The organism is Candidatus Eisenbacteria bacterium (assembly GCA_018831195.1).
Lineage (GTDB): Bacteria > Eisenbacteria > RBG-16-71-46 > CAIMUX01 > JAHJDP01 > JAHJDP01.
In genome coordinates this window covers 39155-60896 of the sequence record JAHJDP010000056.1, presented here as the reverse complement: position 1 = coordinate 60896, position 21742 = coordinate 39155, and the positions used below count along the sequence as shown (strand labels likewise).

Sequence of the window (21742 nt, the reverse complement as noted above, 5' to 3'; positions counted from 1 at the left end):
GGCTACATTCGGAAGACGCCGAACGGCGTATCGGGAATCGGGGCGTTCATCGACATACTGAGAGAGAGACCCAGCACAGTCCGAGTATCCATGATGTCGATGATACCGTCATCCCATAGACGGGCCGTTGCGTAGTAGGCGCTGCCTTCCTCCTCATAACGTTTTAGAATCGGTTTCTGAAACTCTCTCTTCTCCTCCTCGGTCATTGTCTTTCCTTCCCGCTCCAAGGTATCGAGACGAACCTGCAAGAGAACATCCGCCGCCTGCTGCCCGCCCATAACCGAGATTTTTGATCCGGGCCACATCCACATGAGGCGCGGGAAGTACCCACGGCCGCACATTGCGTAGTTTCCGGCCCCGTGCGACCCGCCGATGACCAGGGTAAAACGGGGAACGCGGGCGTTGGCGACCGCATGCACCATCTTGGCCCCATCTTTGGCGATGCCGCCATGCTCATACTCTTTGCCGACAATGAATCCGGTGATGTTTTGAAGAAAGATGAGAGGGATTTTTCGCTGTGCGCAGAGAGAAACAAAGTGGGCGGCTTTGGACGCGCTTTCTCTAAAAAGAACCCCATTGTTGGCGACGATCCCCACCGGATAGCCCATGAGTCGCGCAAAGCCTGTAACAATGGTCTGACCCCATCGCTCCTTAAATTCATGGAAAAGCGATCCATCAACAAGACGGGCGATGACCTCACGGGCGTCAAAAGGTTTCATGAGGTCGCGTGGAATAATCCCATGAATCTCATCAGGATCGTAATAGGGGTCTACCGGTTCCTCGCGGTCTATCGGATATTTCATCGCCTTCGGGACATTCTCCAAAATGTTTCGAAGGATTTGCAGGGCATGTTCGTCATCACGCGCATAATGATCACTAACACCCGAGATCCGCGTATGAACATCGGCCCCGCCCAAATCCTCGGGACTCACATCCACACCGGTCGCCGCCTTGACCAGCGGCGGGCCGCCGATAAAGATCGTCCCCTGCTCTTTCACAATCACCGTTTCATCACTCATCGCGGGAACATAAGCGCCGCCGGCGGTGCAAGACCCCATGACGGCGGAAATTTGCGGTATCCCCATCGCCGAGAATCGGGCTTGATTATAAAAGATCCTGCCGAAGTGATCCTTGTCGGGGAAGACATCTTCTTGAAGTGGCAGAAAGATACCACCTGAATCCACCAAATAGACGCAAGGCAGCCTATTATCCATGGCGATTTCCTGCGCACGAACATGCTTGCGAACGGTTATCGGAAAATAGGTCCCCGCCTTCACCGTGGCATCATTCGCCACAATCATGATTTCACGGCCGTGCGCCCGTCCGATGCCGCAGACGATTCCCGCTGAGGGGGCTTCATTATCATAGACCCCGTGAGCCGCCAGCGGGCAAATCTCGAGAAAGGGAGATCCGGGATCGCACAGTTTGGCTATCCGTTCGCGAGCAACCAGCTTGCCGCGGGAGGTGTGGCGCTCGATGGCCCTGGGCGGCCCGCCCTTCCGGGTTTCATTGAGGATCTCCCGAAACTCGTCCCCTTTCGCCTTTTGATAATCATAGTTTTCTCGAAACTCGGGGCTGTTCTTGTTGATCTTGGATTGGATTCGAAACATGGTTGCGTCCTATCGGGTTCTACAATTGTCGACACGAGAAAAGGCCCCCGGTAGGACCAGCAAGAACCGGGGGCTTAACTCATGAACTTCATTGTGCAGATTGGATTCTAGGCTGGTACACATTTGTGCCCGTATTGTAAGATTCCTGATTTGCCCGCCTCCTGCAATCGGCGGAACTCCAGCCGAACCGGCATACCCACACTCAGCTTATCCAGATCCACATCGACGATCTGGCTCATGAGACGAACGCCGTTTGGCAGTTCAATAATCCCCAAGGCATAGGGTGTCTCATCGGTAAAACCGGTGGGACCGACAGCAATTATCGTATAGGAAACAACCTTGCCCTCGTCGGGAAGAATGACCGTCTCAAAATCCCTCCCCTTGCAATCCGGACAGACAAGACGCGGAGGGTACAAGATCTTGCCGCATTTCCTGCACTTTCCGGCTTCTAGCCGGTAACGCTGGGGAATCTCTCTCCAGTAGCGTGCGGATGTGTTCATGAGATCACCTCCAGAATGTGGACCAACGTCGATCCTCCCGTTCCTCCCATATTTTGAGCAAGGGCTCTGCGGGCATTCTTGATCTGTCTATCACCGGACTCGCCACGGAGCTGCTCAACTATTTCAACGATCTGAGCGACGCCGGTTGCTCCAACGGGATGCCCTTTCGACTTCAATCCGCCACTGGGATTGATCGGCTTGGAGCCATCTCTCGCCGTCACGCCGGCCTCGGCCGCCTTCGCTGCCTGTCCTTTCTCGAAGAATCCGAGAGCTTCGGTGACGCAAATCTCGGCGATTGTGAAACAATCATGGACTTCAGCGAAATCGATATCGTTCGGTCCGATACCGGCCTGTTTGTAAGCCTTTTCCGCCGCAACCTCGGTCGCTTTGAGGTAGGTCAGGTCCGCACGGGAAGAGAGACCGATCGTATCGGTCGCCTGACCGGATCCCAGGATCTTGATGATCGGTTGACCCAGTTTTTTTGCCATTTCGACCGGGGCCAGGATGACCGCCGCGGCGCCATCCGTAATCGGGGAGCAATCGAGTAAGCGTAATGGATCGGCGACCTCGGATGAATTGAGAACCTGGTCCACCGTAATCTTGCTGCGGAACTGCGCCCGTGGATTAAGGAAACCATTCGCGTGATTCTTCACGGCGACGGAAGCCAGCTGTTCGCGAGTCGTTCCGTAACGTTCCATATGAGCGCGGGCTATTAGAGCGTAGAGCCCCGGGAATGTCGCACCGTGGTAGCTTTCATATTCCGCATCCGCGGCAGTGCCCAAGGCAAAGGTCGCGCCGCCGCCGTCTACATCCGTCATCTTTTCGACGCCTCCGACGAGCACGATGTCACTCACGCCGGCTGCGACCTCGATATACCCCAAACGAAACGCCGCGCCGCCGGATGAACAGGCCGACTCGACACGGGTTGCGCCGACCGGATTCATTCCGAGATAATCGGATAGCAACGAAGCCAGATGCTCCTGGTCAGTGAACAAACCGCTGGACATGCATCCGATAAACATCGAATCAATGTGATCGACACCCGCGCTATCCAGTGCTTCCAAAGCACTCTCCACAAAAATGGTGCGAATCGACTTTTCCCAAAGCTCGCCCCACTTATTCATTCCAACGCCAATGACGGCTACATCCCTCATGCCGATGACCTCCGTCTTTCTATTAATAGCCTCATTCGTTTAATTGTGAACCGGTTCGGTATTAGGATCCGGTCCATCCTCATTGAGAGCAGTTGGAAAAGATTATACCTCTTCCAATTTCCGGATCTTGCCACGGTACTTGGCATACTGGCCGTAGTTCAGGTATCTCTTTCCATGATTGAGAATGTCCCAAGTCTTCGGCGCCAAACCCTGAACCTTTTCGATTCCCTTTTGAACCGTATAGATAAAGGCGTCGCTCCCGGCTCCGGAGCCGAAAGAGACCATTAGGATCCGATCGCCCGCTTTGGCAACATCCAGCACAGCCGTCAATCCCATCGGGGATGCGCCGGAGTAGGTATTGCCCAATGCAGGCGCCAGGAGACCTTGTTTCAGCTGATCACCGGTGAAACCGAGCATCTTGCCGGCCCTGAGAGGGAATTTGCCGTTGGGCTGATGGAACACAGCATAGGCAAAGTCGGAGGGCTTCATGCCCGACATTTCCAAAATACCCTGGGCCGCTCCAAGAGTATGTTTGAAGTAGGCCGGCTCCCCCGTGTAACGGCCGGCATGACGGGGATAGTGCTGATACTCCCTGCGCCAGAAATCAGGAGTGTCGGTCATGAAGGCGTATGTATAATCAACTGAAGCAAGAACATTCTCGGCCCCAAAGATAAAGGCAGCCGCGCCGGCCGCCGCGGAATACTCCAAGGCATCGCCGGGAGCGCCCTGGCTTGTATCAGCCCCGATGCCCATCGCATATTTCTGGCCGCCGCTCTTAACCAGGTTGTAGGCTATGTACATGCCTTCAGTCCCGGCCTTACAGGCGAATTCGAGATCCGCGCAATGAACCTCGGGTGTGGCGCCGATCGCCTCAGCCACAGTGGTACCACTGGGTTTCACGGCATAGGGATGGGATTCCGACCCGATATAGATAGCGCCGATCTCACGCCCCTCAATACCCGCTCTCTTAAGAGCTCGCCGGGATGCCTCAACAGACATCGTTATCACATCGGTATCAGGCGCGGGAACCGACTTCTCTTTAAGAAGCAAACCCTTTTTGTAACTCTCTGCATTGGCGCCCCAGACCTCAGCTATCTCCTCGGCCCGGATCCTGTTTTTGGGCGCATAGGCGCCGTATCCTACAATCCCTGCCATAAAGGCCTCCTTGTCAGATTTGGAACAAATCGGAGGGAATCCCCACCCATAGAACCACCCGGGGCAAAGTTACGACCTCAATATATTACTAACAGGGCGAGGGTTGGGAGTCAAGGCGTGGCGAACTTCAGAAAACCGTGATGAAAGGGATTCCGGGACGTTCATGATCCGCAACCCGGGAGATAAGGGCTTCCCGGATCGCGAGTATAAGCGATTAAGCAACAGAGTATTACCTTGTTTGATAAAAAGATCCGGAATGGTTAAGGTTCGGGAGGCGGCGTGCCGGACTATCGTAAATTGACAAGGGGAATCGCCCCGCCCCTTTCCCCTCGAAGGTAGTAGGTTCCAGAGGGAAGACGGTACCCCGCATCATTGCAGCCATCCCACCAGAGAGTGGCCCCCGGCCGGCATTCTCCCTCAGGAACGGCCATGGAGCGGATGCGCCGCCCCTCGACGGTATAAATGTGAAGCCGGGAAGGAACGGATCGGCCGAAGAGTTTTATATAGAAGTTATGGGTGGAAGGATTCGGATAGACAAGAATCTCTGATGGGGATGGGGTCTGGATGCGCGCTCCCAGATGGCCGATGAGATTCAGCGTGATTTTCTGAATGACCGCGTCGTTCTGTAATCCCCAACACCACCCGGTCGTCCCACCATTGAAGATAAAGGATGTGCCCTCATCGAGGATACCCATGAGGGCGACACCGGGCTCATCCGGATGATACTGATTCAGGCAGGGAGAATGTCCCAACACCTTGAATCCGGATGGGGTACCACCCTCCGGCAGCACAAAGGGCCGCCCATCCACCCACTCGATCGGTGCGCCATCCACCTCGTAGCCGACAATGGCGTATTCCCGTCCAATCGTCTCTTCATCGGACACCCCGGTGCCTTCAAAAACCCAATGATCCGTGTTGAAGGCTTGATAACCTCCATATCCATCCAGCCAATCATAATCACAGGGACAAACGGAGCCTGTCGATGAGTTGACCAATCCGCCATATCGCCAGGATAGGCCTAGAAGACGGGTTGGCGGATTATTGAGCGGTGGCTCATCCCAATGGGTGGTGACGCGGCTCGGATTGATCTGTTGATAGGGATCTTCCGCCGCCGTGTATTTGTAACAGATCAGTCTGCGGCAGGGGCCGGGTTCCACCGGGTCATCAGATTCCACCAAACGGGTTTGCCACCAGCAGGTATTTCCGCTGAAGTTCAGCACCGACCCGCCCGCCCCGATATACGCTTGCACATTCCTCCGCATCTCGCCGGTCCAGTATTCACTATGCCAGGAAAAAATAATGCCGGGGTACTCATACAACAACTCCGGATGAAAATGAAGGTCCGAGTCATTTGCAACGGCATATCCTATCCCATTTCGATGCAGCCACCGGATGAGATGGATCGGCACATGGTACACTCCCACGTACCCATGTCCCTGGGGTCTTTCGAAGGAAATCTCCGGACGCTGGGGGGTCGAATAGAAACTGCCCCCTCCCCAGCTGTTATAGGCATGCCCCGTGTCTGTCGGCAGAATGACAAGCACTTTCCCCTCACCCCCCTTGCCTCTGACGACAAAGTTATCCCACGCCGTGCCATCCCGATTATTGATTTTCACGGTGTAAATCCCAGATGGCCATTCGCTCTCAATGGATATCGTCGTAGAAACGGGCCAATCGCATCCATTGCGCCATACTTCATCCGGGACGACCTCTTTCGCAATATGGTTGACGACCCGCGGGCTGATAACCCGAACAGGAAACTCTTCTTCCCGCCACACCTCAATGGTGGCTTCTTCAAGGGCCGAAGAAATATGTATGTCAACATTTTCTCCAGCTTGCACAGTGTTTGGTACAAGATAAAACTCCACCTCTTCTCCGCCGGATCCTTCATACACGATGAAATCGTCTAAATAAAAACATCCCTCCCGAAGAACTTTTGTATAAGGTAGGCCGAAGGCAATCCAGCACCGGCCACGATCGGGTCCCGCGTGAGGGTTGAACGAGACGCGAAATCTCCTAAAGGACTCCATTTGTTCGCCCACACATGAAACGAGGGTGTCCCAATCGATCCATTGTCCCTCGGCATCCCGGTAGACAATCATGACCTTGAACGGTGAATCGGGTTGCAGAATCTTCAGGGAGAATTCAACCGTATAATCTTGATTCATGCTCGGCAGAAATACCCAGGGCGACTCAATTCTATACTGCATGGTCCGGAGTGGAACATCGACTCGTATGGATGGGGCCGCCGCTGCATAGACATTAAAATCCTGAGCGGCGCTAAAGTAGTCCGCATGAATCGGCGGGCCAAGTGACCAGCCGGTCGGCAATCCGGTTCCAGGATTAACTTCGCTAAAATCCTGCTGGTATAGAATATCTGCATGCGAAGAGGAGCAGGATCCGAAAAACATGCCCCATAGAGCAACGACACAGATGATGCATGGCGGATTCAAACATAGCCCGGCATTGACGCGTGCCATCGCCATAAACGCCACCTTTCGCCGATGGATGCGCATAAATAATACGGCGGCCTGCGGCGGGTTCCACAATCACAGAGGAATCGCCGTCGATACGGGCCATGCCAGAAATATCTAGTGGCTGCGAAGCAGCCAGAGTTTTCTGTTTTGATAAGACTCCAATCTTTCCTTGCTTACAAGGAGTTGAGTCTCATCACCACTCTCTTCCGCCCGCTCAATGATGATCTGAGTCCACCGGATAGCGCTCTGAAAGTCTCCGTTCGCCGCGGCGACAGCGGCATAGGTTTGCAGGATCTCCGACGATGGAGAGGCGCCAAAGCTCAATTGCAGGCGCTCAAGAAGTTGCCCGGCCAAGACCGGATCCCGGAGTGAATCCACAGGGCAGGCGGCAAAGAGCCACGCGGCCCGCTCTATCAAATAGGCGCTGGCACTGGGACTCTTCACGCGGCGGCGGCAGATATCCACAGCTTCCAGATAATCGCCGCACTCGATATCGGCCTGCACCAGGAGCAAGCGTGCGGAAGCATCTTCCAGATTCGCCTGGTAGGCCATTCGGAGGTGCTCTGCGGCTTCGCAAAACTGCCCTTCCATCCCCAGCCGGCGTCCGTAGGCGAATTGATACAAGATATTCCGCGGCTCGATTTCAACCGCCCGCTGCAGACAGGTGGAGACATCCTCCATACGGCCCTGATGCTCCCGGACGGCGGCGAGCTGATACCAGAACTCCCCCGTTAAATCAGGCCACCGCTCAAGAGCCTCTTCAAGTATCTTTTCAGCTTCGTCCCATCGGCCAAGTTCTACAAATATCCCTCCGAGCGCCATGAAAGGCCGGAAGTAATCGGGATCTACTTGAATCGCCTCTTGAAACTTGTTTATAGCTTCCTCTACCCGCCCTTGAGCCTGCAGAGCTCTTCCCCAGAAATGAAGAGCCTCCGGCCGCGCGTTCTCGTAGTCCGCGGCCTTTTGAAACCAGCCGGCCGCCTCTTCGTAGCGTCCCTGAGAACTCAATTCAGCGCCTAGATTCGCCATGGCGAACCAGGAGTCCGGATTTCTCTGCACTGTATCCAGCCACAGCCGCTCTTCATTTTCGTAGGATCGCGCATGACTGAATGTCAAGGCGGATAGCAGAATCAATAGAAAACCCGCGACGGAGCGCCCGATGATTCCACGAAGATTACGCGGAATCGCCGTTTTCCCGATTTTTATACCAGCAATCACAAAAAGTATGATGAAGCCCAAGCTTCCAAGATATTGAAAGTGATCAGCGACATAGGAATAGCGATGAGGAAAAACATTAATGAATCCAAGCGCCGGGAAGAGCGTTATGGCGCTATACAGCAGGAGAAACAGCGGAGCATGCCTGAAACGCCGCCCCCCCAAGAGTAGAACGGCAAGGGCAAGCACGAGTATGAAGAACGGAATATACAGCATGATCTCGCCCGACGTCACATCCCACCGAGGATAGTTGAACATCAAGGGGTGCGGCCAAAGAATTTTCAGGGCATAGAAACAGAAGGCGCTCGGAGCAATGATCAAGAGACGCTGAAGAATAGTATTGTTGAAAACTATGCCGTGCGCGCCGACCTTTGTCTGCTCCAGATAGGCGGTATGAAGACCGGCTGCGGCGCCAATCACTAGAAAGGGGGCCAAAAGAGCGGCTTGTCTGCCGCCAAGACTGTTATTCTTATAATAAAGAATTAGAGGCAATACAACCGGCAACAGCGACGTCACCGATTTACTGAGAAGCGCCGCGACAAAGAGCATCAAAGCGGCGGCATAATCCCTCCATCGGCCGCTATCGTCGAATATCAGGTAGGTCCTCAGACTCAATAGAAAAAAGAGGCCGGAGAGAACATTCTTGCGCTCCGTGATCCATGCGACTGATTCAACATGCACGGGATGCAAAGCAAAAACCGCGGCGACAAACCAGGCCCCCGGGATTTTCAATCGCCGGCCGATTCTCCAGACAAGGAGTGCATTGAGGAGATGCAGAAGGACATTAACAATATGATACCCGGCAGGGTGAAGACCCCATATTTTATGTTCAACCCAGAAACTCGTAAAGACAGCAGGGTAGTATTGAGGCGTTTTTGTCGAAAACCAAATCTCCCGCAATCCATCCCAGGACTGGACGAATCTATTCTGTGTGATGTAATCACCGTCATCCCAAATATAGCCGGCCCGGTAGGCGGGATAATACGCCGCCGCGACCAGGCCTATCACGATTAAGAGTCCTAGGAGCCAAAGACGGCGCTGAGCCGCACGCTTATCCTGCAGAATTGAAGTCTCCGAAGTCATCCCCTCACGTCCCCCCTGTTTATCGATTGTCCAGCCGGTCTCCCGCGAGAATACAATGGGCAAGCCCATGACTTCCATCTCTTTGAGCTTGACATCCATCGAGACGAAAACCTACTCTCTTTCAAAAGGTTAGATGCCTAAAATACGGAGGGTCGATTCATGAAACGAATGGTTCGAGCGGCATTGATACAAGCCACGCTTTGTGAGAATGCCTCGGCGCCGGTGGAAAAGATTAGAAAAGCGATGATCGAAAAGCATGTCGCGCTCATCGAGCAAGCGGCCGGTGAAGGCGCCCAGCTCCTTTGTCTTCAGGAATTATTCTACGGCCCCTATTTTGCGGCTGAGCAGGAAATCAAATGGTATGACCTCACGGAGCCTATCCCCGATGGACCAACGACCCGCCTTATGCGGCAATTAGCGAAGAAACATAAAATGGTTCTGGTCGTACCCATCTACGAAGTTGACGGGACCGGCATCTATTATAATACAGCATCCGTCATCGATTCCGATGGAACCTATCTTGGAAAATACCGCAAGAATCATATTCCCCACTGCCACCCCGGATTTTGGGAGAAATTCTACTTTCGCCCCGGCAACTTGGGTTATCCAGTTTTTAAAACCGCCGTCGGCAATGTCGGGGTTTATATTTGCTACGATCGTCACTTTCCGGAAGGCTGGCGGGCACTCGGCCTAAACGGTGCGGAAATCGTTTTTAATCCCTCGGCCACTGTTGAGGGTTTGAGTGAATATCTGTGGAGGTTGGAACAACCAGCAGCCGCATGCGCTAATATGTTTTATGTCGGCGCTATTAATCGGCCGGGAATAGAAGCGCCATGGAATATCGGGAAGTTTTACGGTTCGTCCTATTTTGCCAATCCACGCGGACAAATCATCGAGCAAGGTCCCTCAGAGGGTGATGCGGTTGTCATCGCCGATCTGGATTTGGATCTTATCCGTGAGGTCCGTAATGTCTGGCAGTTTTACAGGGACAGACGGCCCGACACATACAATGGCATCGTCGCCCCGTAGAGAGATCAAGACGTAATCCCATCTTTAGGCGCCTTGCCGCCGCATGGGTATCGCATGAGGGAGAAAATCTATATGTCGAACAATAATGGAACCAAGCCGCAACTGCCTCAATGTCATTTCACACCAGCGCCTTATTCAGGCCCCTCGAAGGCGGAAGCCAAAGCCCTGCGGGCCCAATACGCCAATCCCGCACTATTCCATCTCTATAAGGAACCATTGATGATTGTCGATGGGCATATGCAATATCTCTTCGATGAAACCGGCCGGCGTTATCTCGATCTTTTCGCCGGCATCGTTACCGTTTCATGCGGTCATTGCCATCCGAAAATTGTTAAAGCCATCAAAGATCAAGTTGATAGAATTCAGCATACGACCACTATATATCTTCATCCGACGATCGGGGAGTACGCCCGGCGCCTCGCATCAAAAATGCCCAAAGGCTTGGATGTGACCTACTTTGTCAACAGCGGCAGTGAGGCCAATGATCTTGCGATTCAGATGGCCCGCCTCTATACGGGCCACTATGACGTTTTGGCCCTTAGAAACGCTTACCACGGCGCCTCACCCAATGCGATGGGTCTGACCAGCCACCATACCTGGAAATACCCCATGCCCCAGGGCCTCGGTGTCCACCACATCCCCTGCCCGGATCCCTTCCGCAGTTCCTACAGCGGAACGCCTGAAGAGATCGCCCATAAAAGCGCGGAGGAGATTCATGACATTGTCCGTTTTGGCACGCCGGGCAAGGTCGCTGCATTCATCGCTGAACCGATTCAGGGTGTCGGGGGCGCAACCCACGGGGCGCCGAATTATTTTAAAGAGGCCTATGCGAATACGCGGCAATACGGGGGTCTTTGCATCGCCGACGAGGTCCAAACAGGATTCGGCCGGACCGGCGATTCCTATTGGGGAATTGAAAACTCCGGTGTCGTCCCAGACATCATCACAATGGCAAAGGGAATCGGGAACGGCATTCCCTTGGCGGCCGTCACCACACGCAGAGAAATCGCCAACGCCCTGACCCAGCGGATCCACTTTAACACTTTTGGCGGAAATCCCGTCTCGATGGCGGCGGGACTGGCCGTTCTCGAGGTTATCGAGGAAGACGGTCTTCAAGAGAACTCGCGGATTGTCGGCAATCACCTCAAGCAAGGCCTCAAAGATTTGATGAGCCGGCATCCCTTGGTCGGGGATGTCCGGGGTATGGGACTCATGCTGGGGATGGAGCTGGTGCGCGACCGGAGCACCAAAGAGCCCGCCCCGGCGGAGACTCTGCAGATCTTGGAAAGAACGAGGGAGATGGGACTTCTTGCCGGCAAGGGAGGTCTCTACGGTAATGTCCTCCGGATAAAGCCTCCTATGTGTCTTACGAAGGAGGATGCGGATTTTGCCATCAGCGTCCTGGATATAGCGCTTCAAGACGCCGAGAATGGATGCGTGTAAAGGCCGCCGGTGAGGCCGATGTGAATTGGGAGATAATTCAATGAAATTTGATACTATTATACAAGGGGGCCGGATCGTTAGTCCCGCCGGTGTTGTTACGGCGGATCTCGGTATTCGTGGTGAGAAAATCGCCGCCATAGGATTGGATCTGGCCACAGAAGCGGAAGGCGCCCAGATTGTCGATGCTGAGAATCATTATGTTCTTCCCGGCGTTGTGGATGTTCATGTTCATTTGGAGCTTCCCTTCTGCGGAACAGTCTCATCGGATGATTATCGCTCCGGCACCCGCGCCGCCGCGCGAGGCGGTGTCACGAGTTTGATCGATTTCGCTATTCCTTATGCCGGGGAGTCCCTAAGCGAGGCTGTAGACAACTGGCATAAGCGCGCCGAGGGGAAAGCCCTAATTGATTACGGTTTTCATGTGTGCATAACCCGATGGCATGAGCATAAGAATCAGCTGAAAGGAATGATCGATAGAGGTATCCCGACGTTCAAAGAATTTATGATCTATGAGTCAGAGGGATGGCAATCGGATGATCGGGCGATCTTCTGGACCCTTGAACAATTCAAAGAGATGGGCGGAATGCTCATGGTGCACGCCGAATCTTCCCGGGTCCTGGACGAACTTACCGAGAGATACCACACACCCGAGATGATGAAGAAATACGGGGCTAGACTTCATGCCATGACCCGCCCCCCATTTATTGAAGCGGAAGCGATTCAGCGGGCGATTAAATGGTGTGAGGTTACCGGGGGACCACTCTATATCGTCCATATGTCGACGGGCGATGGCGCTGATCTCGTCAAAGAAGCACAGCTTTATGGAGTCCCAGTTCTTGCCGAGACTTGCCCACAATATCTTGTCCTCGACGAGTCGGTCTTCTCAAGGGAGAACGGACACCTCTATGCCTGCAGTCCGCAGATCAAGACACCTGAAGACAGTGAACGCCTCTGGGAAGGGCTCCGTGATGGAGAAGTCTCTGTCATCGCCACCGACACCTGCAGCTTTACCAAAAAGCAAAAGGCTATGTGGAACGGCGATTGGACAAAAATCCCCAACGGATTACCCGGGCTAGAAACACTACTGCCCATCACCTATACACATGGCGTTCTCGATGACCATCTGTCGATCGTCGAGATGAGTCAAAAACTCTCAACCAATCCCGCAAAAATCATGGGACTCTATCCCCGGAAGGGGATCATCCAGGTCGGTTCAGACGCCGATCTCGCCATTATCCATCCGGACAAGAAGATGACCGTCGATCCCGGGACAATGGAAACAAATACTGATTGGTCTCCCTATGAAGGATGGGATTTGGCCGGGTTCTCCCGGACAACCTTTTCTCGTGGAGAAATGATCGTAGATAACTACAAGGTTGTCGGTCAAGAGGGCCGTGGGCAATTCCTGCCGCGCAAGTCGATTGAGATCAAGGGGGGATATCATGAGTGAGAACCGTGCCTTGCCTGCATTATTGCCGAACTACATCGGGGGAAAACGAAAAGCGAGCCGATCAAAACGGCATCTGCCCGTAACAAATCCAACGACGGGTGAGGTCATCACTCAAGTACCGATGTCCCTGGCGGCCGACTTGGAGGATGCGGTACAATGTGCGGCTGAAGCCCAATCCGACTGGGGTGAAACACCGGTCAAAGACCGGGTTCAGTATCTCTTCCGCATGAAAACCCTCATGGAAAAGCAAAAGGAGAGGCTGGCCAAAAGGATTACAGAGGAAAACGGCAAAACCCACGAAGAGTCCCTGGGCTCCATTCTCAGGGCTGTCGAGTGCCTGGAATTTGCCGCAAGCCTCCCTCAATTAATCCCCGGTGGTGGTCTGGAGGTCGGCCGGGGTGTGGAATGCAGAACCATCCGGTATCCCATCGGCATCACCGCCTGTATCACACCCTTTAACTTTCCATTGATGGTCCCTCTCTGGATGTCGCCGCTGGCGCTGGCCTGTGGAAACGCCGTCATTTTAAAACCATCAGAGCAAACACCCCTCAGCGCCATGGAACTGGCCGATCTCTTCAGCGAAGCGGGACTTCCGCCGGGAGTTTTCTCTGTTGTACACGGCGACAAGGAAATTGTAGAAGCGATCTGTGATCACCCTGGCATTGCAGCCATCGGTTTCGTTGGATCAACACCGGTGGCCAAAGCAGTGCACCTCAGAGGCACACGCCATGGAAAACGCGTTCGGGCTCTCGGAGGCGCAAAAAACCATCTCATCGTCGTACCCGATGCCGACCACGAGATGACGGCAACGAACGTCGTCGCCTCAGTCACGGGGTGCGCCGGTCAACGCTGCATGGCTGCCGCCGTGCTGCTCGCTGTGGGAGCGGTGGATCCGATTATCAATCGTATCCGGGAAAAGATGGCCGGCATCGTTGCCGGGGGAAATATGGGCCCCATGATTAGTCAGGCCGCAAAAGAGCGGGTCTCGGGATATATCAATAGAGCTGAAGACGGTGAGGCCATTCTGCTTTTGGATGGCCGGGATTTTATCGCCGAAAGCGCCCCGTCCGGAGGTTACTTCATCGGCCCCAGTATCATCGATCATGCCTCCCCGGAACACGAGGCGTCCCGTGATGAGATTTTTGGCCCCGTCTTGACAATTATACGTTGCAAAACGCTGGATGAGGCCCTTGCCGTAGAGAATTCCAGTCCGTATGGAAACGCCGCCGCTGTTTATACCTCCTCAGGAAAGGTGGCGCAGTATTTTGTCGAGCATGCCGATTCGGGGATGCTTGGTATCAATATCGGCGTGCCGGTACCGCGCGAGCCGTTTGCTTTCGGTGGTTGGAATGACAGCCGGTTCGGCGAAGGCGATTTGACCGGATTCGGCGCCATTGATTTTTGGACTAAATCCAAGAAAATCACGACAAAGTGGTCGGCGCAGTCCAAGAGCAATTGGATGAGTTAAGAGAATGTGGTGCGGGCAAGACGTGGAGGGGTCCCATGTCCAAGACCAGGTTGACGGCTGAAGAACTCGAGAGAAATTTTGCAGAGTTAAATCCACCTTTGACAAAAGATGAAGCTCGGGCGGCCGCCTCACGCTGTCTATTTTGTTATGACGCGCCATGTACAAGGGCCTGTCCAACCGGAATCGATGTCCCTCGCTTTATCCGGCAGATCCTTCACAACAACCCACTCGGCGCCGCAGAGACTATCTTGCGGGATAATGCTCTGGGAGGTTCCTGCGCCAGGGTTTGTCCAACCGAAGTTCTCTGCGAAGGGGCTTGTGTCGACCGCATTCTGCGGGGAGAACCGGTGCTCATTGGCCGTCTCCAGCGATTCGCTGTGGACGAAGCGGACCGGCGGGGTATCAACTTCTTTGAATTCAAACCGGAGTCAGGGAAAAAGATCGCCGTCGTCGGTTCAGGTCCCGCGGGGCTCAGTTGCGCAGCGGAATTGAGAGCTTTTGGACATCAAGTGACCCTGTTCGAAGCCCGCGACAGACTCGGTGGCTTGAACACGCTCGGTATCGCTCCCTATAAAATTCGCACCTCCGATGCTCTTGCCGAGGTTGAAAGAATTTTGGGGACGGGTCTTGAGATTCGGAAGCATGCAACCATTGACGGTGCCGGAGTCACAGAGCTCCTATCGCGGAACGACGCCGTTTTTCTCGGCGTCGGACTTGGGAAAACAGCCGATCTCCAACTCCCCGGTGAGAACCACCCCGACGTGTGGGAAGGTCTGGATTTTATTTTCCAGGCTCATCTGAGCCCCTTCACCGACTGCAAAGTAGGCCAAGTCGTTGCTGTTCTTGGCGGCGGTAATACGGCGATGGATGCCGCCTGTAAGGCCCTCCGTTTGGGCGCTGAACGGGTCGTCATCGTTTATCGACGAACATCCCAGGAAATGCCGGCATATATAAAGGAATATGAATTGGCCAAAAATGATGGGGCTGTCTTTGAGTGGCTCACGACGCCGGTGGAGTTTCTAAGCGACGGCGGCGGGCTCAGGGGTGTGAAATGCCGGCGCGTTCGTCTTGAAGGAACCGGCCGAAAAGCCCGCGTCGTTCCCATCGAGGGCGGCGAATTCACTATACCCTGCGACATGGCCGTCAAAGCGCTGGGGCAGGAACCTTTGAGGGGTCTTCTAAAGGCGATTGATGGTCTTAAGACGGAAGGAAACCGGATCATTGTAAATCCGGAAACCTATGAGACCAGTGTGCCCCGCCTCTACGCCGGCGGTGATTGCGTTTCCGGGGGCGGCGAGGTCGTTCATGCGGTACAAGAGGGAAAGATCGCGGCGAGAGCCATTCATACTTCCCTTTGATCTGTGGAATAGATATTTCCGGATCCACGTTTGCAGGATTTCCTATTGAAAACCGGAGAGAACGATGAAGAAACCGAGTCTTGCCACCACTGTCGGCGGCATCAGGTCGCCAAATCCTTTTTGGCTGGCCAGCGCGCCCCCGACAAACACGGGCGATCAGATCCGACGCGCTTTTAAGGCCGGCTGGGGCGGCGCGGTTTGGAAAACCTTCGATTTCGAACCGATCGTGAATGTCTCTTCACGGTATGGCGCCGTGGATTATGACGGCCGAAAGATTATGGGTTTTAACAATATTGAACTTATATCGGATCGAACACTTGAAGATAATCTCCGTGAAATCAAAGAGATCAAAACCGAATTCCCTGATCATGCGGTTGTCGTCTCCCTTATGGTTGAGAGCCGGCGGGAGCGTTGGCATGAAATGGTTCAACGCGTTGAAGAAACCGGTTGTGATGGGTTGGAGTTGAATTTCGGTTGCCCTCATGGAATGAGCGAGCGCGGCATGGGCTCCGCTGTCGGGCAGGTGCCGGAGTATACCGAAATGATCACCTCCTGGGTTAAGGAAGTCGCTAAGACACCTGTTATTGTTAAACTGACTCCCAATGTCACCGACATCCGCCCCATCGGCCGTGCCGCCAAGAGAGGTGGCGCGGACGGAATCTCATTGATCAATACCATCAACTCGATCATGGGAATCGATCTCGACACCCTGAGACCCAAGCCCCATGTCGCTGGACGGGGTTCTCACGGCGGTTATTGCGGACCGGCGGTAAAGCCTATTGCCTTGCAGATGGTTCATGCCCTTGCTTCGGACGCCGAGATCAATCTCCCCGTATCCGGTATCGGAGGCATCCAGGCCTGGCATGATGCGGTGGAATTCCTGCTTCTGGGTTGCAGCGGCGTCCAAATTTGTACGGCGGTCATGCATTACGGTTTCCGGTTGGTCGAGCATATGATCTCCGGATTGGAAATGTGGATGATGGAAAAGGGATTTACAAAACTCGATGATTTCATCGGCAGGTCTGTGCCACATATCGGCGGCTGGGGAGACCTGGATTTAGGGTACAAAGTAACGGCGGAGATTGATCAGAATCAGTGTATTCATTGCGGTCTTTGTTATGTTGCCTGCGAAGATGGCGCTCATCAATCCATTCTTCGGGAAAGAGTTTCCGTGGAGGATTTTATCGGAGCCAGAGCTGGCATACCCGATAGGGTTGAAATCAGCGGGGGCCGGCGCACCATGGCCGGCGCAGGGGACGGGTATCTGAATCTCTTCAAAATTCATCAGGAAACCTGTGTTGGGTGCAATCTCTGCGCGCTCGCCTGCCCGGTAGAGGGGTGCATCACCATGATGGAGCGGGCGTCAAATCTCCCGTCGATGACATGGAGTCAATATCAGGAAAAACTATCCAAGAAAGAGATTGATCCCATCCGTCCCCACAGAAGCGAATAGGCCATCCCCAAGGCTCACCGATCGTGTTAAAATAATGCCGAAGACGCGAGGTGTGGCGAAAATGATCCGCAAGAGGAGAGCACCCATGAAGAATCTCGTATCTCGACTTTGTCTATCCCCCATGATCGCCATTTTCCTGTTACTTCCATCCTTGGCCCCGGCCGAATCGAACCAGACTCCCCCACCCCTACCGACACCGGAAGCCAGGGCCCGTTTCATTGCTGCGGAGCAGCAAGCGGCTCTTTTCAATCCGGAGCTCATCTTTCCACGGACCATTCATGATGAGTACAATGTTCTGCATTACGACATCTCTCTGGGCCTGGATATCCCAAACCATATTCTCACCGGCACCGTTGGTGTTGAGGCCGTTGCGGAAATAGACGATTTATCGCAAATAGAGATCGATCTGTTCGATTGCATGACTGTTGACGCTGTCACCGCTGGTGGAAGCCCTGCGCTCTTCACACATACCAACAATCTCCTGACAATCACATTGGACGGAATGTACCAACCTGAAGAGTCCTTTTACATTTCTTGTACATATCATGGCACACCTCTCTTTCCGGGGAACGCCCTGCCCTTCCGTTGGCTGTATCAATATAACGTCCCGATGATTCTCTCCTATTCGGAGCCCTATGGCGCCCCGGCCTGGTGGATGTGCAAGGACGACCCAAAAGACAAGGCGACTTTCACCATCGATCTCACAGTACCTGACACATTGACCGCCGTCAGCAACGGACTGCTAACATCCACAGATGATAATGGCGATGGAACTATCACATTCCATTGGAATACTGATTATCCGATGCCGACCTACCTGTTCTCCATCGCCGTCACGAATTTTGAAAGCTGGACGGAGACCTACACAGCGCTTGATGGCGTGACGACAATGGATGTCGACTATTATGCCTTCCCTTCCGACCTCGCCAAAGCCATGGAAAGTTGGAATAAAAATATTGAAATGATGGAATTTTACGCCGGCCTTTTCGGCGAATATCCCTTCTTGAGCGAAAAGTATGGTATTGCCGAATTCTCGCATCCGGGGGCGATGGAACATCAAACATGCACAAGTATGGGCGCCTACTGGGTCAACGGATACCACAACAATGATTTCGTCGTCGCTCACGAATTATCCCACTCATGGGTTGGGGATATGATTACGATGACCGAATGGAGCCATGCCTGGTGCAAGGAGGGGTTCGCCACCTACTGTGAAGCCCTTTATTTCGAGGCATTATACGGTGTGGAATACTATCACTTTTATATGGAAAATATGGATGTCTTCAACTATGCGGGATACCAGCTCTACAATATCACCCCGCCACTGCATGGAGCCATTTACTACAAGGGGGCTTGGGTTCTGCATATGCTCCGGCATATCATCGGGGACACGGCTTTTTTCGACGCCGTCTATGCTTATACAAACAATGCTGATTTTAGATATGATGTCGCCGACACCGATGATCTGCGCGGGGTTTTTGAAGCCGCTTCCGGCATGGATCTTGAATGGTACTTCGATCAGTGGATCTACAATCCCGGCTATCCGGAATATGATGCTTTCTGGACGATGACAGAGGCGCGGGATGGCTGGGATGTCATACTCGATGTCACACAAACTCAAACCACGGGTCCGATTTTTAAGATGCCGGTCGATATTGTGGTCACGACCGATCTGGGTTCAGAAACCTTTGTCGTTTGGGATTCGCTGCAGGTTCAGTCTTTCACACTTCATGTAAATGAACAACCGACCCGCGTGCAATTCGACCCGGAGGATTGGGTACTCCGTCAAATCACCTTGACCTCTGATGTCCCGGAGATAGTGTCTTTTCCCGCACTTCGACTCATCCCAAATCAGCCCAATCCCTTCGGGGAAACGACCTGGATCGGTTTCCAACTGGAGCATCCGGCCCAAGTGATCCTCGATATCTACGATTCAAGGGGACGGTGGATCAATCGATTGATGGATGATCGGCAACCCGCCGGCCAGGGGCGGATCCGCTGGAATGGGACCGACGCCGCGGGCCGCGAGGTTTCGTCAGGGATATATTATACAAAATTACGGGCGGGCGCAGAGAAAACCAGCCGATCGCTGGTGGTGATCCGATAGTGGTGATCCATCAGGTGTGATTGAGCATCGGTGATCCGGCGATGGTGGCCCGGAAGAATCCTCGATCAATTGATTTTGAGTTTTTGCCCGGGGTGTAGGACCGAACTTTGCCGCAGGCTGTTCCACGCTATCAGATCGCCGACACGCACACCATATTTTTTCGCAATCTTCCAGAGCGATTCACCACTGTGGACAACATGCCATTTCAATCCGGCGGAGGATGGGTCGGTTGTCCCTGGATTTCCAAGAACAATCCTTTGACCCGGGTATATTTTACTCTGTCGATTCAGATCGTTCCAGCTCCGCAAACTCGACAGTGTCACACCATACCGGGAAGCAATTCCCGATAATGTTTCCCCTCTCCGCACGACATGGATCCGGGATTTTGTGGAAGGGGGGTCCTTTTCCTCCGGCTCGCTCTTTATCGCCTCGCGCGCATCCTCGACAATATGGATTGTCGAAGGCACCCGGCCCAGCGCATCGGCGGTATTGATCATCGGCATGCCATGTTGAGTTACCGGCTCTTCATCTCCTTCTTTCCCCGTCGATTTTATGGATGGGAGGGATTTGTGCCGCGAATCCGCAACCAGCGCTTTCCCGCCTGAAGGAGATGACGGGTCAGGATCCTTGCGGGCTTTGGGGGATGGTGGAATGATGAGCACCGCGCCTGGAAGGATACGGCTGGGATCCGAGATCCTATTGACCGTCTGAATCCCCTGGATACTCACCCCATACTGCTCGGCGATTTTGCTCAATGACTCGCCACGCCGGACCGTGTGATGCACTGCCTCCGTCCGATCGACGCCGACCGGGATGGCGCCGGAATTCCCGGCGGGAATTTTCAAGGTCTGATTCACATAGATCGTCGTTCGGCGGCCTAACCCGTTGGCGCCCTGAATGGCGCTGACCGTCGTTCTGTAGTTCTTCGCGATCCCCCCCAGCGTTTCCCCGGACCGCACTTTGTGGCGTTGGAAGACAAGCCGGTTCTCCACGGGGATTTTTGCATAGGCTTCGGCAAAACCTTTCGATCCACCCAGAGGGACATTCACTGTGAACTTCTTTGTCTCCGGCGGGGTCTGCAGATGGAGTAGGCAGGGATTGAGTTCTTGGAGATCGCCTAGAGAAACATCCGTACATTGAGCCACCACTCTGAGATCCGTGGGCGAATCGACCGTCACGGTGTCATAGCACAACGGCGGATCGGTTTCTTCCGTGAAACCAAAGGCCCCTGGAGATTTCGCCAGAATCGTCGCCGCGAGAATCGCGGGCACAAAATTCCGTGTCTCATTTACGAGATACCGTGACCGGGCGATTTGCCAGAAATCTCTGGATCCGGATTGTTTAATGGCCCGGTCGACCTTGCCGGCGCCGGCATTGTAGGCGGCAAGGGACAGGTACCAATCCCCATAAATAGCATAAAGATCTTTCAGATACCGCGCAGCGGCCCGGGTCTCTTTCTCGGGATCGAGCCGCTCATCGACATAGCCATCGCAACGAAGTTCGTACAGCTGCGCCGTCCCCCTCATAAACTGCCAGAGACCGAGAGCCTTGGCACGCGAACGGGCCTTATGCTGAAAGGCACTTTCAACATGACCGAGGAAGACCAAATCCTGGGGTATTCCTTCTTCAGCAAAGACCTTTCTGGCCATCGCGATGTATCGTCCGGAACGTTGGAGCGACCTATCGAAGGAGTTCTTGCCCTTTCCGAGATAAAAATCAATCCAAGCCAGAACCCGGCGATTGACGACCACCGGGTAATCAAAGATCTCATCAACCGAGGGCATCCTCGCCTCGGTCAGGGCGGCCAGACTGTCTGAAATATCCGGGGCGGACTCCGGCTCGCCGATGGTCACCGCCAGGCTGTCAAGGAGGCGTTCTGACTCTCTATGGAGCGGATCGATCTCGGCCTGGGGGCTCTCCTCCGGATCCTCATCGGTGAGGTATGGACTCTGAACGAGGGTATCGGCGACCTTGGCCGGGGATGCAGGCAGCGAAGAGGGAGATTTCGGGGCGTGCGAACACCCGGCAAGCATGAGGGGGATCAGAAGCCAGAGGAGATATCTGCTGTCTTTCATAGGCTGAACCTTATCACTCCCTAATTAAAAGATCGATCCAACTCGTCATTTGGCAAGGGTTTTTTTCATGGAATCGGCCCCCGCCTCGCATCAGAATCTCAACCCCGGACCGCCCTCCGGGAGTGTGACACCACCAAACCGGGTGTTAGTTCCATGGCTGCTCAC

At 54.0% G+C, this 21742-nt stretch carries 15 protein-coding genes; 8 read left to right on the top strand and 7 right to left on the bottom strand.

The window, feature by feature from the left end; genetic code table 11:
* Positions 1 to 2: 2 nt before the first annotated feature.
* The 5 genes from KJ970_10560 to KJ970_10540 form a co-directional block, all read right to left on the bottom strand.
* Positions 3 to 1610 carry a methylcrotonoyl-CoA carboxylase gene (locus tag KJ970_10560; GenBank protein ID MBU2691355.1) on the bottom strand — a complete coding sequence of 536 codons (1608 nt, stop codon included), beginning with the start codon at positions 1608 to 1610 and terminating at the stop codon, positions 3 to 5.
* Between the two features lie 107 nt (positions 1611 to 1717).
* Positions 1718 to 2110 carry a Zn-ribbon domain-containing OB-fold protein gene (locus KJ970_10555; GenBank protein ID MBU2691354.1) on the bottom strand — a complete coding sequence of 131 codons (393 nt, stop codon included), beginning with the start codon at positions 2108 to 2110 and terminating at the stop codon, positions 1718 to 1720.
* Positions 2107 to 3264, bottom strand: coding sequence for a thiolase domain-containing protein (locus KJ970_10550; protein ID MBU2691353.1), 1158 nt, complete (start codon positions 3262 to 3264; stop codon positions 2107 to 2109). The genes KJ970_10555 and KJ970_10550 overlap by 4 nt, the downstream gene beginning before the upstream one ends.
* Before the next feature lie 102 nt (positions 3265 to 3366).
* On the bottom strand, positions 3367 to 4419 hold the full coding sequence (locus tag KJ970_10545; GenBank protein ID MBU2691352.1) for a hydroxymethylglutaryl-CoA synthase: 1053 nt from the start codon (positions 4417 to 4419) through the stop codon (positions 3367 to 3369).
* 287 nt (positions 4420 to 4706) lie between these two features.
* Positions 4707 to 6830, bottom strand: coding sequence for a hypothetical protein (locus tag KJ970_10540; protein MBU2691351.1), 2124 nt, complete (start codon positions 6828 to 6830; stop codon positions 4707 to 4709).
* Between KJ970_10540 and KJ970_10535 the strand changes: the two genes are divergently transcribed.
* Positions 6829 to 7014: a hypothetical protein gene (locus tag KJ970_10535; protein ID MBU2691350.1), complete on the top strand. Its 186-nt coding sequence runs from the start codon at positions 6829 to 6831 to the stop codon at positions 7012 to 7014. The genes KJ970_10540 and KJ970_10535 overlap by 2 nt on opposite strands.
* On the opposite strand, the gene KJ970_10530 is transcribed toward KJ970_10535, so the two are convergent.
* Entirely contained in the window at positions 7011 to 9293 is a 2283-nt protein-coding gene (locus KJ970_10530; protein ID MBU2691349.1) for a tetratricopeptide repeat protein, read from the bottom strand. The two genes, KJ970_10535 and KJ970_10530, sit on opposite strands and share 4 nt — an antisense overlap.
* Positions 9294 to 9353: 60 nt before the next feature.
* Here KJ970_10530 and KJ970_10525 point away from each other — a divergent pair, with 60 nt between their 5' ends.
* The 7 genes from KJ970_10525 (at position 9354) to KJ970_10495 (ending at position 19502) form a co-directional block, all read left to right on the top strand.
* Entirely contained in the window at positions 9354 to 10223 is an 870-nt protein-coding gene (locus KJ970_10525; GenBank protein ID MBU2691348.1) for an acyltransferase, read from the top strand.
* A gap of 72 nt (positions 10224 to 10295) precedes the next feature.
* The gene (locus KJ970_10520) at positions 10296 to 11666 is read left to right on the top strand and encodes an aspartate aminotransferase family protein (protein ID MBU2691347.1); all 1371 of its coding nucleotides are present in this window, start codon (positions 10296 to 10298) and stop codon (positions 11664 to 11666) included.
* Between the two features lie 40 nt (positions 11667 to 11706).
* The gene (gene hydA / locus KJ970_10515; protein ID MBU2691346.1) at positions 11707 to 13116 is read left to right on the top strand and encodes a dihydropyrimidinase; all 1410 of its coding nucleotides are present in this window, start codon (positions 11707 to 11709) and stop codon (positions 13114 to 13116) included.
* The gene (locus tag KJ970_10510; GenBank protein MBU2691345.1) at positions 13109 to 14584 is read left to right on the top strand and encodes a CoA-acylating methylmalonate-semialdehyde dehydrogenase; all 1476 of its coding nucleotides are present in this window, start codon (positions 13109 to 13111) and stop codon (positions 14582 to 14584) included. The genes hydA and KJ970_10510 overlap by 8 nt, the downstream gene beginning before the upstream one ends.
* A gap of 35 nt (positions 14585 to 14619) precedes the next feature.
* Positions 14620 to 15942 (top strand): NAD(P)-dependent oxidoreductase, encoded by a 1323-nt coding sequence (locus tag KJ970_10505; protein ID MBU2691344.1) that lies wholly within the window; start codon positions 14620 to 14622, stop codon positions 15940 to 15942.
* A gap of 64 nt (positions 15943 to 16006) precedes the next feature.
* Positions 16007 to 17395 carry an NAD-dependent dihydropyrimidine dehydrogenase subunit PreA gene (gene preA / locus KJ970_10500; GenBank protein MBU2691343.1) on the top strand — a complete coding sequence of 463 codons (1389 nt, stop codon included), beginning with the start codon at positions 16007 to 16009 and terminating at the stop codon, positions 17393 to 17395.
* A gap of 85 nt (positions 17396 to 17480) precedes the next feature.
* Positions 17481 to 19502, top strand: coding sequence for a hypothetical protein (locus KJ970_10495; GenBank protein ID MBU2691342.1), 2022 nt, complete (start codon positions 17481 to 17483; stop codon positions 19500 to 19502).
* Between the two features lie 65 nt (positions 19503 to 19567).
* On the opposite strand, the gene KJ970_10490 is transcribed toward KJ970_10495, so the two are convergent.
* Entirely contained in the window at positions 19568 to 21577 is a 2010-nt protein-coding gene (locus KJ970_10490; protein ID MBU2691341.1) for a LysM peptidoglycan-binding domain-containing protein, read from the bottom strand.
* Positions 21578 to 21742 lie beyond the last annotated feature (165 nt).

What these genes read in the sequence shown, in the direction of transcription:
- KJ970_10495 (MBU2691342.1), top strand. Translation starts at nt 17,481, where the DNA reads ATGAAGAATCTCGTATCTCGACTTTGTCTATCCCCCATGATCGCCATT.
- KJ970_10530 (MBU2691349.1), bottom strand. Translation starts at nt 9,293, where the DNA reads ATGGATGTCAAGCTCAAAGAGATGGAAGTCATGGGCTTGCCCATTGTA.
- KJ970_10560 (MBU2691355.1), bottom strand. Translation starts at nt 1,610, where the DNA reads ATGTTTCGAATCCAATCCAAGATCAACAAGAACAGCCCCGAGTTTCGA.
- KJ970_10505 (MBU2691344.1), top strand. Translation starts at nt 14,620, where the DNA reads ATGTCCAAGACCAGGTTGACGGCTGAAGAACTCGAGAGAAATTTTGCA.
- KJ970_10535 (MBU2691350.1), top strand. Translation starts at nt 6,829, where the DNA reads ATGCCCCATAGAGCAACGACACAGATGATGCATGGCGGATTCAAACAT.
- KJ970_10525 (MBU2691348.1), top strand. Translation starts at nt 9,354, where the DNA reads ATGAAACGAATGGTTCGAGCGGCATTGATACAAGCCACGCTTTGTGAG.
- KJ970_10520 (MBU2691347.1), top strand. Translation starts at nt 10,296, where the DNA reads ATGTCGAACAATAATGGAACCAAGCCGCAACTGCCTCAATGTCATTTC.
- KJ970_10490 (MBU2691341.1), bottom strand. Translation starts at nt 21,577, where the DNA reads ATGAAAGACAGCAGATATCTCCTCTGGCTTCTGATCCCCCTCATGCTT.
- hydA (MBU2691346.1), top strand. Translation starts at nt 11,707, where the DNA reads ATGAAATTTGATACTATTATACAAGGGGGCCGGATCGTTAGTCCCGCC.
- preA (MBU2691343.1), top strand. Translation starts at nt 16,007, where the DNA reads ATGAAGAAACCGAGTCTTGCCACCACTGTCGGCGGCATCAGGTCGCCA.
- KJ970_10550 (MBU2691353.1), bottom strand. Translation starts at nt 3,264, where the DNA reads ATGAGGGATGTAGCCGTCATTGGCGTTGGAATGAATAAGTGGGGCGAG.
- KJ970_10545 (MBU2691352.1), bottom strand. Translation starts at nt 4,419, where the DNA reads ATGGCAGGGATTGTAGGATACGGCGCCTATGCGCCCAAAAACAGGATC.
- KJ970_10510 (MBU2691345.1), top strand. Translation starts at nt 13,109, where the DNA reads ATGAGTGAGAACCGTGCCTTGCCTGCATTATTGCCGAACTACATCGGG.
- KJ970_10555 (MBU2691354.1), bottom strand. Translation starts at nt 2,110, where the DNA reads ATGAACACATCCGCACGCTACTGGAGAGAGATTCCCCAGCGTTACCGG.
- KJ970_10540 (MBU2691351.1), bottom strand. Translation starts at nt 6,830, where the DNA reads ATGTTTTTCGGATCCTGCTCCTCTTCGCATGCAGATATTCTATACCAG.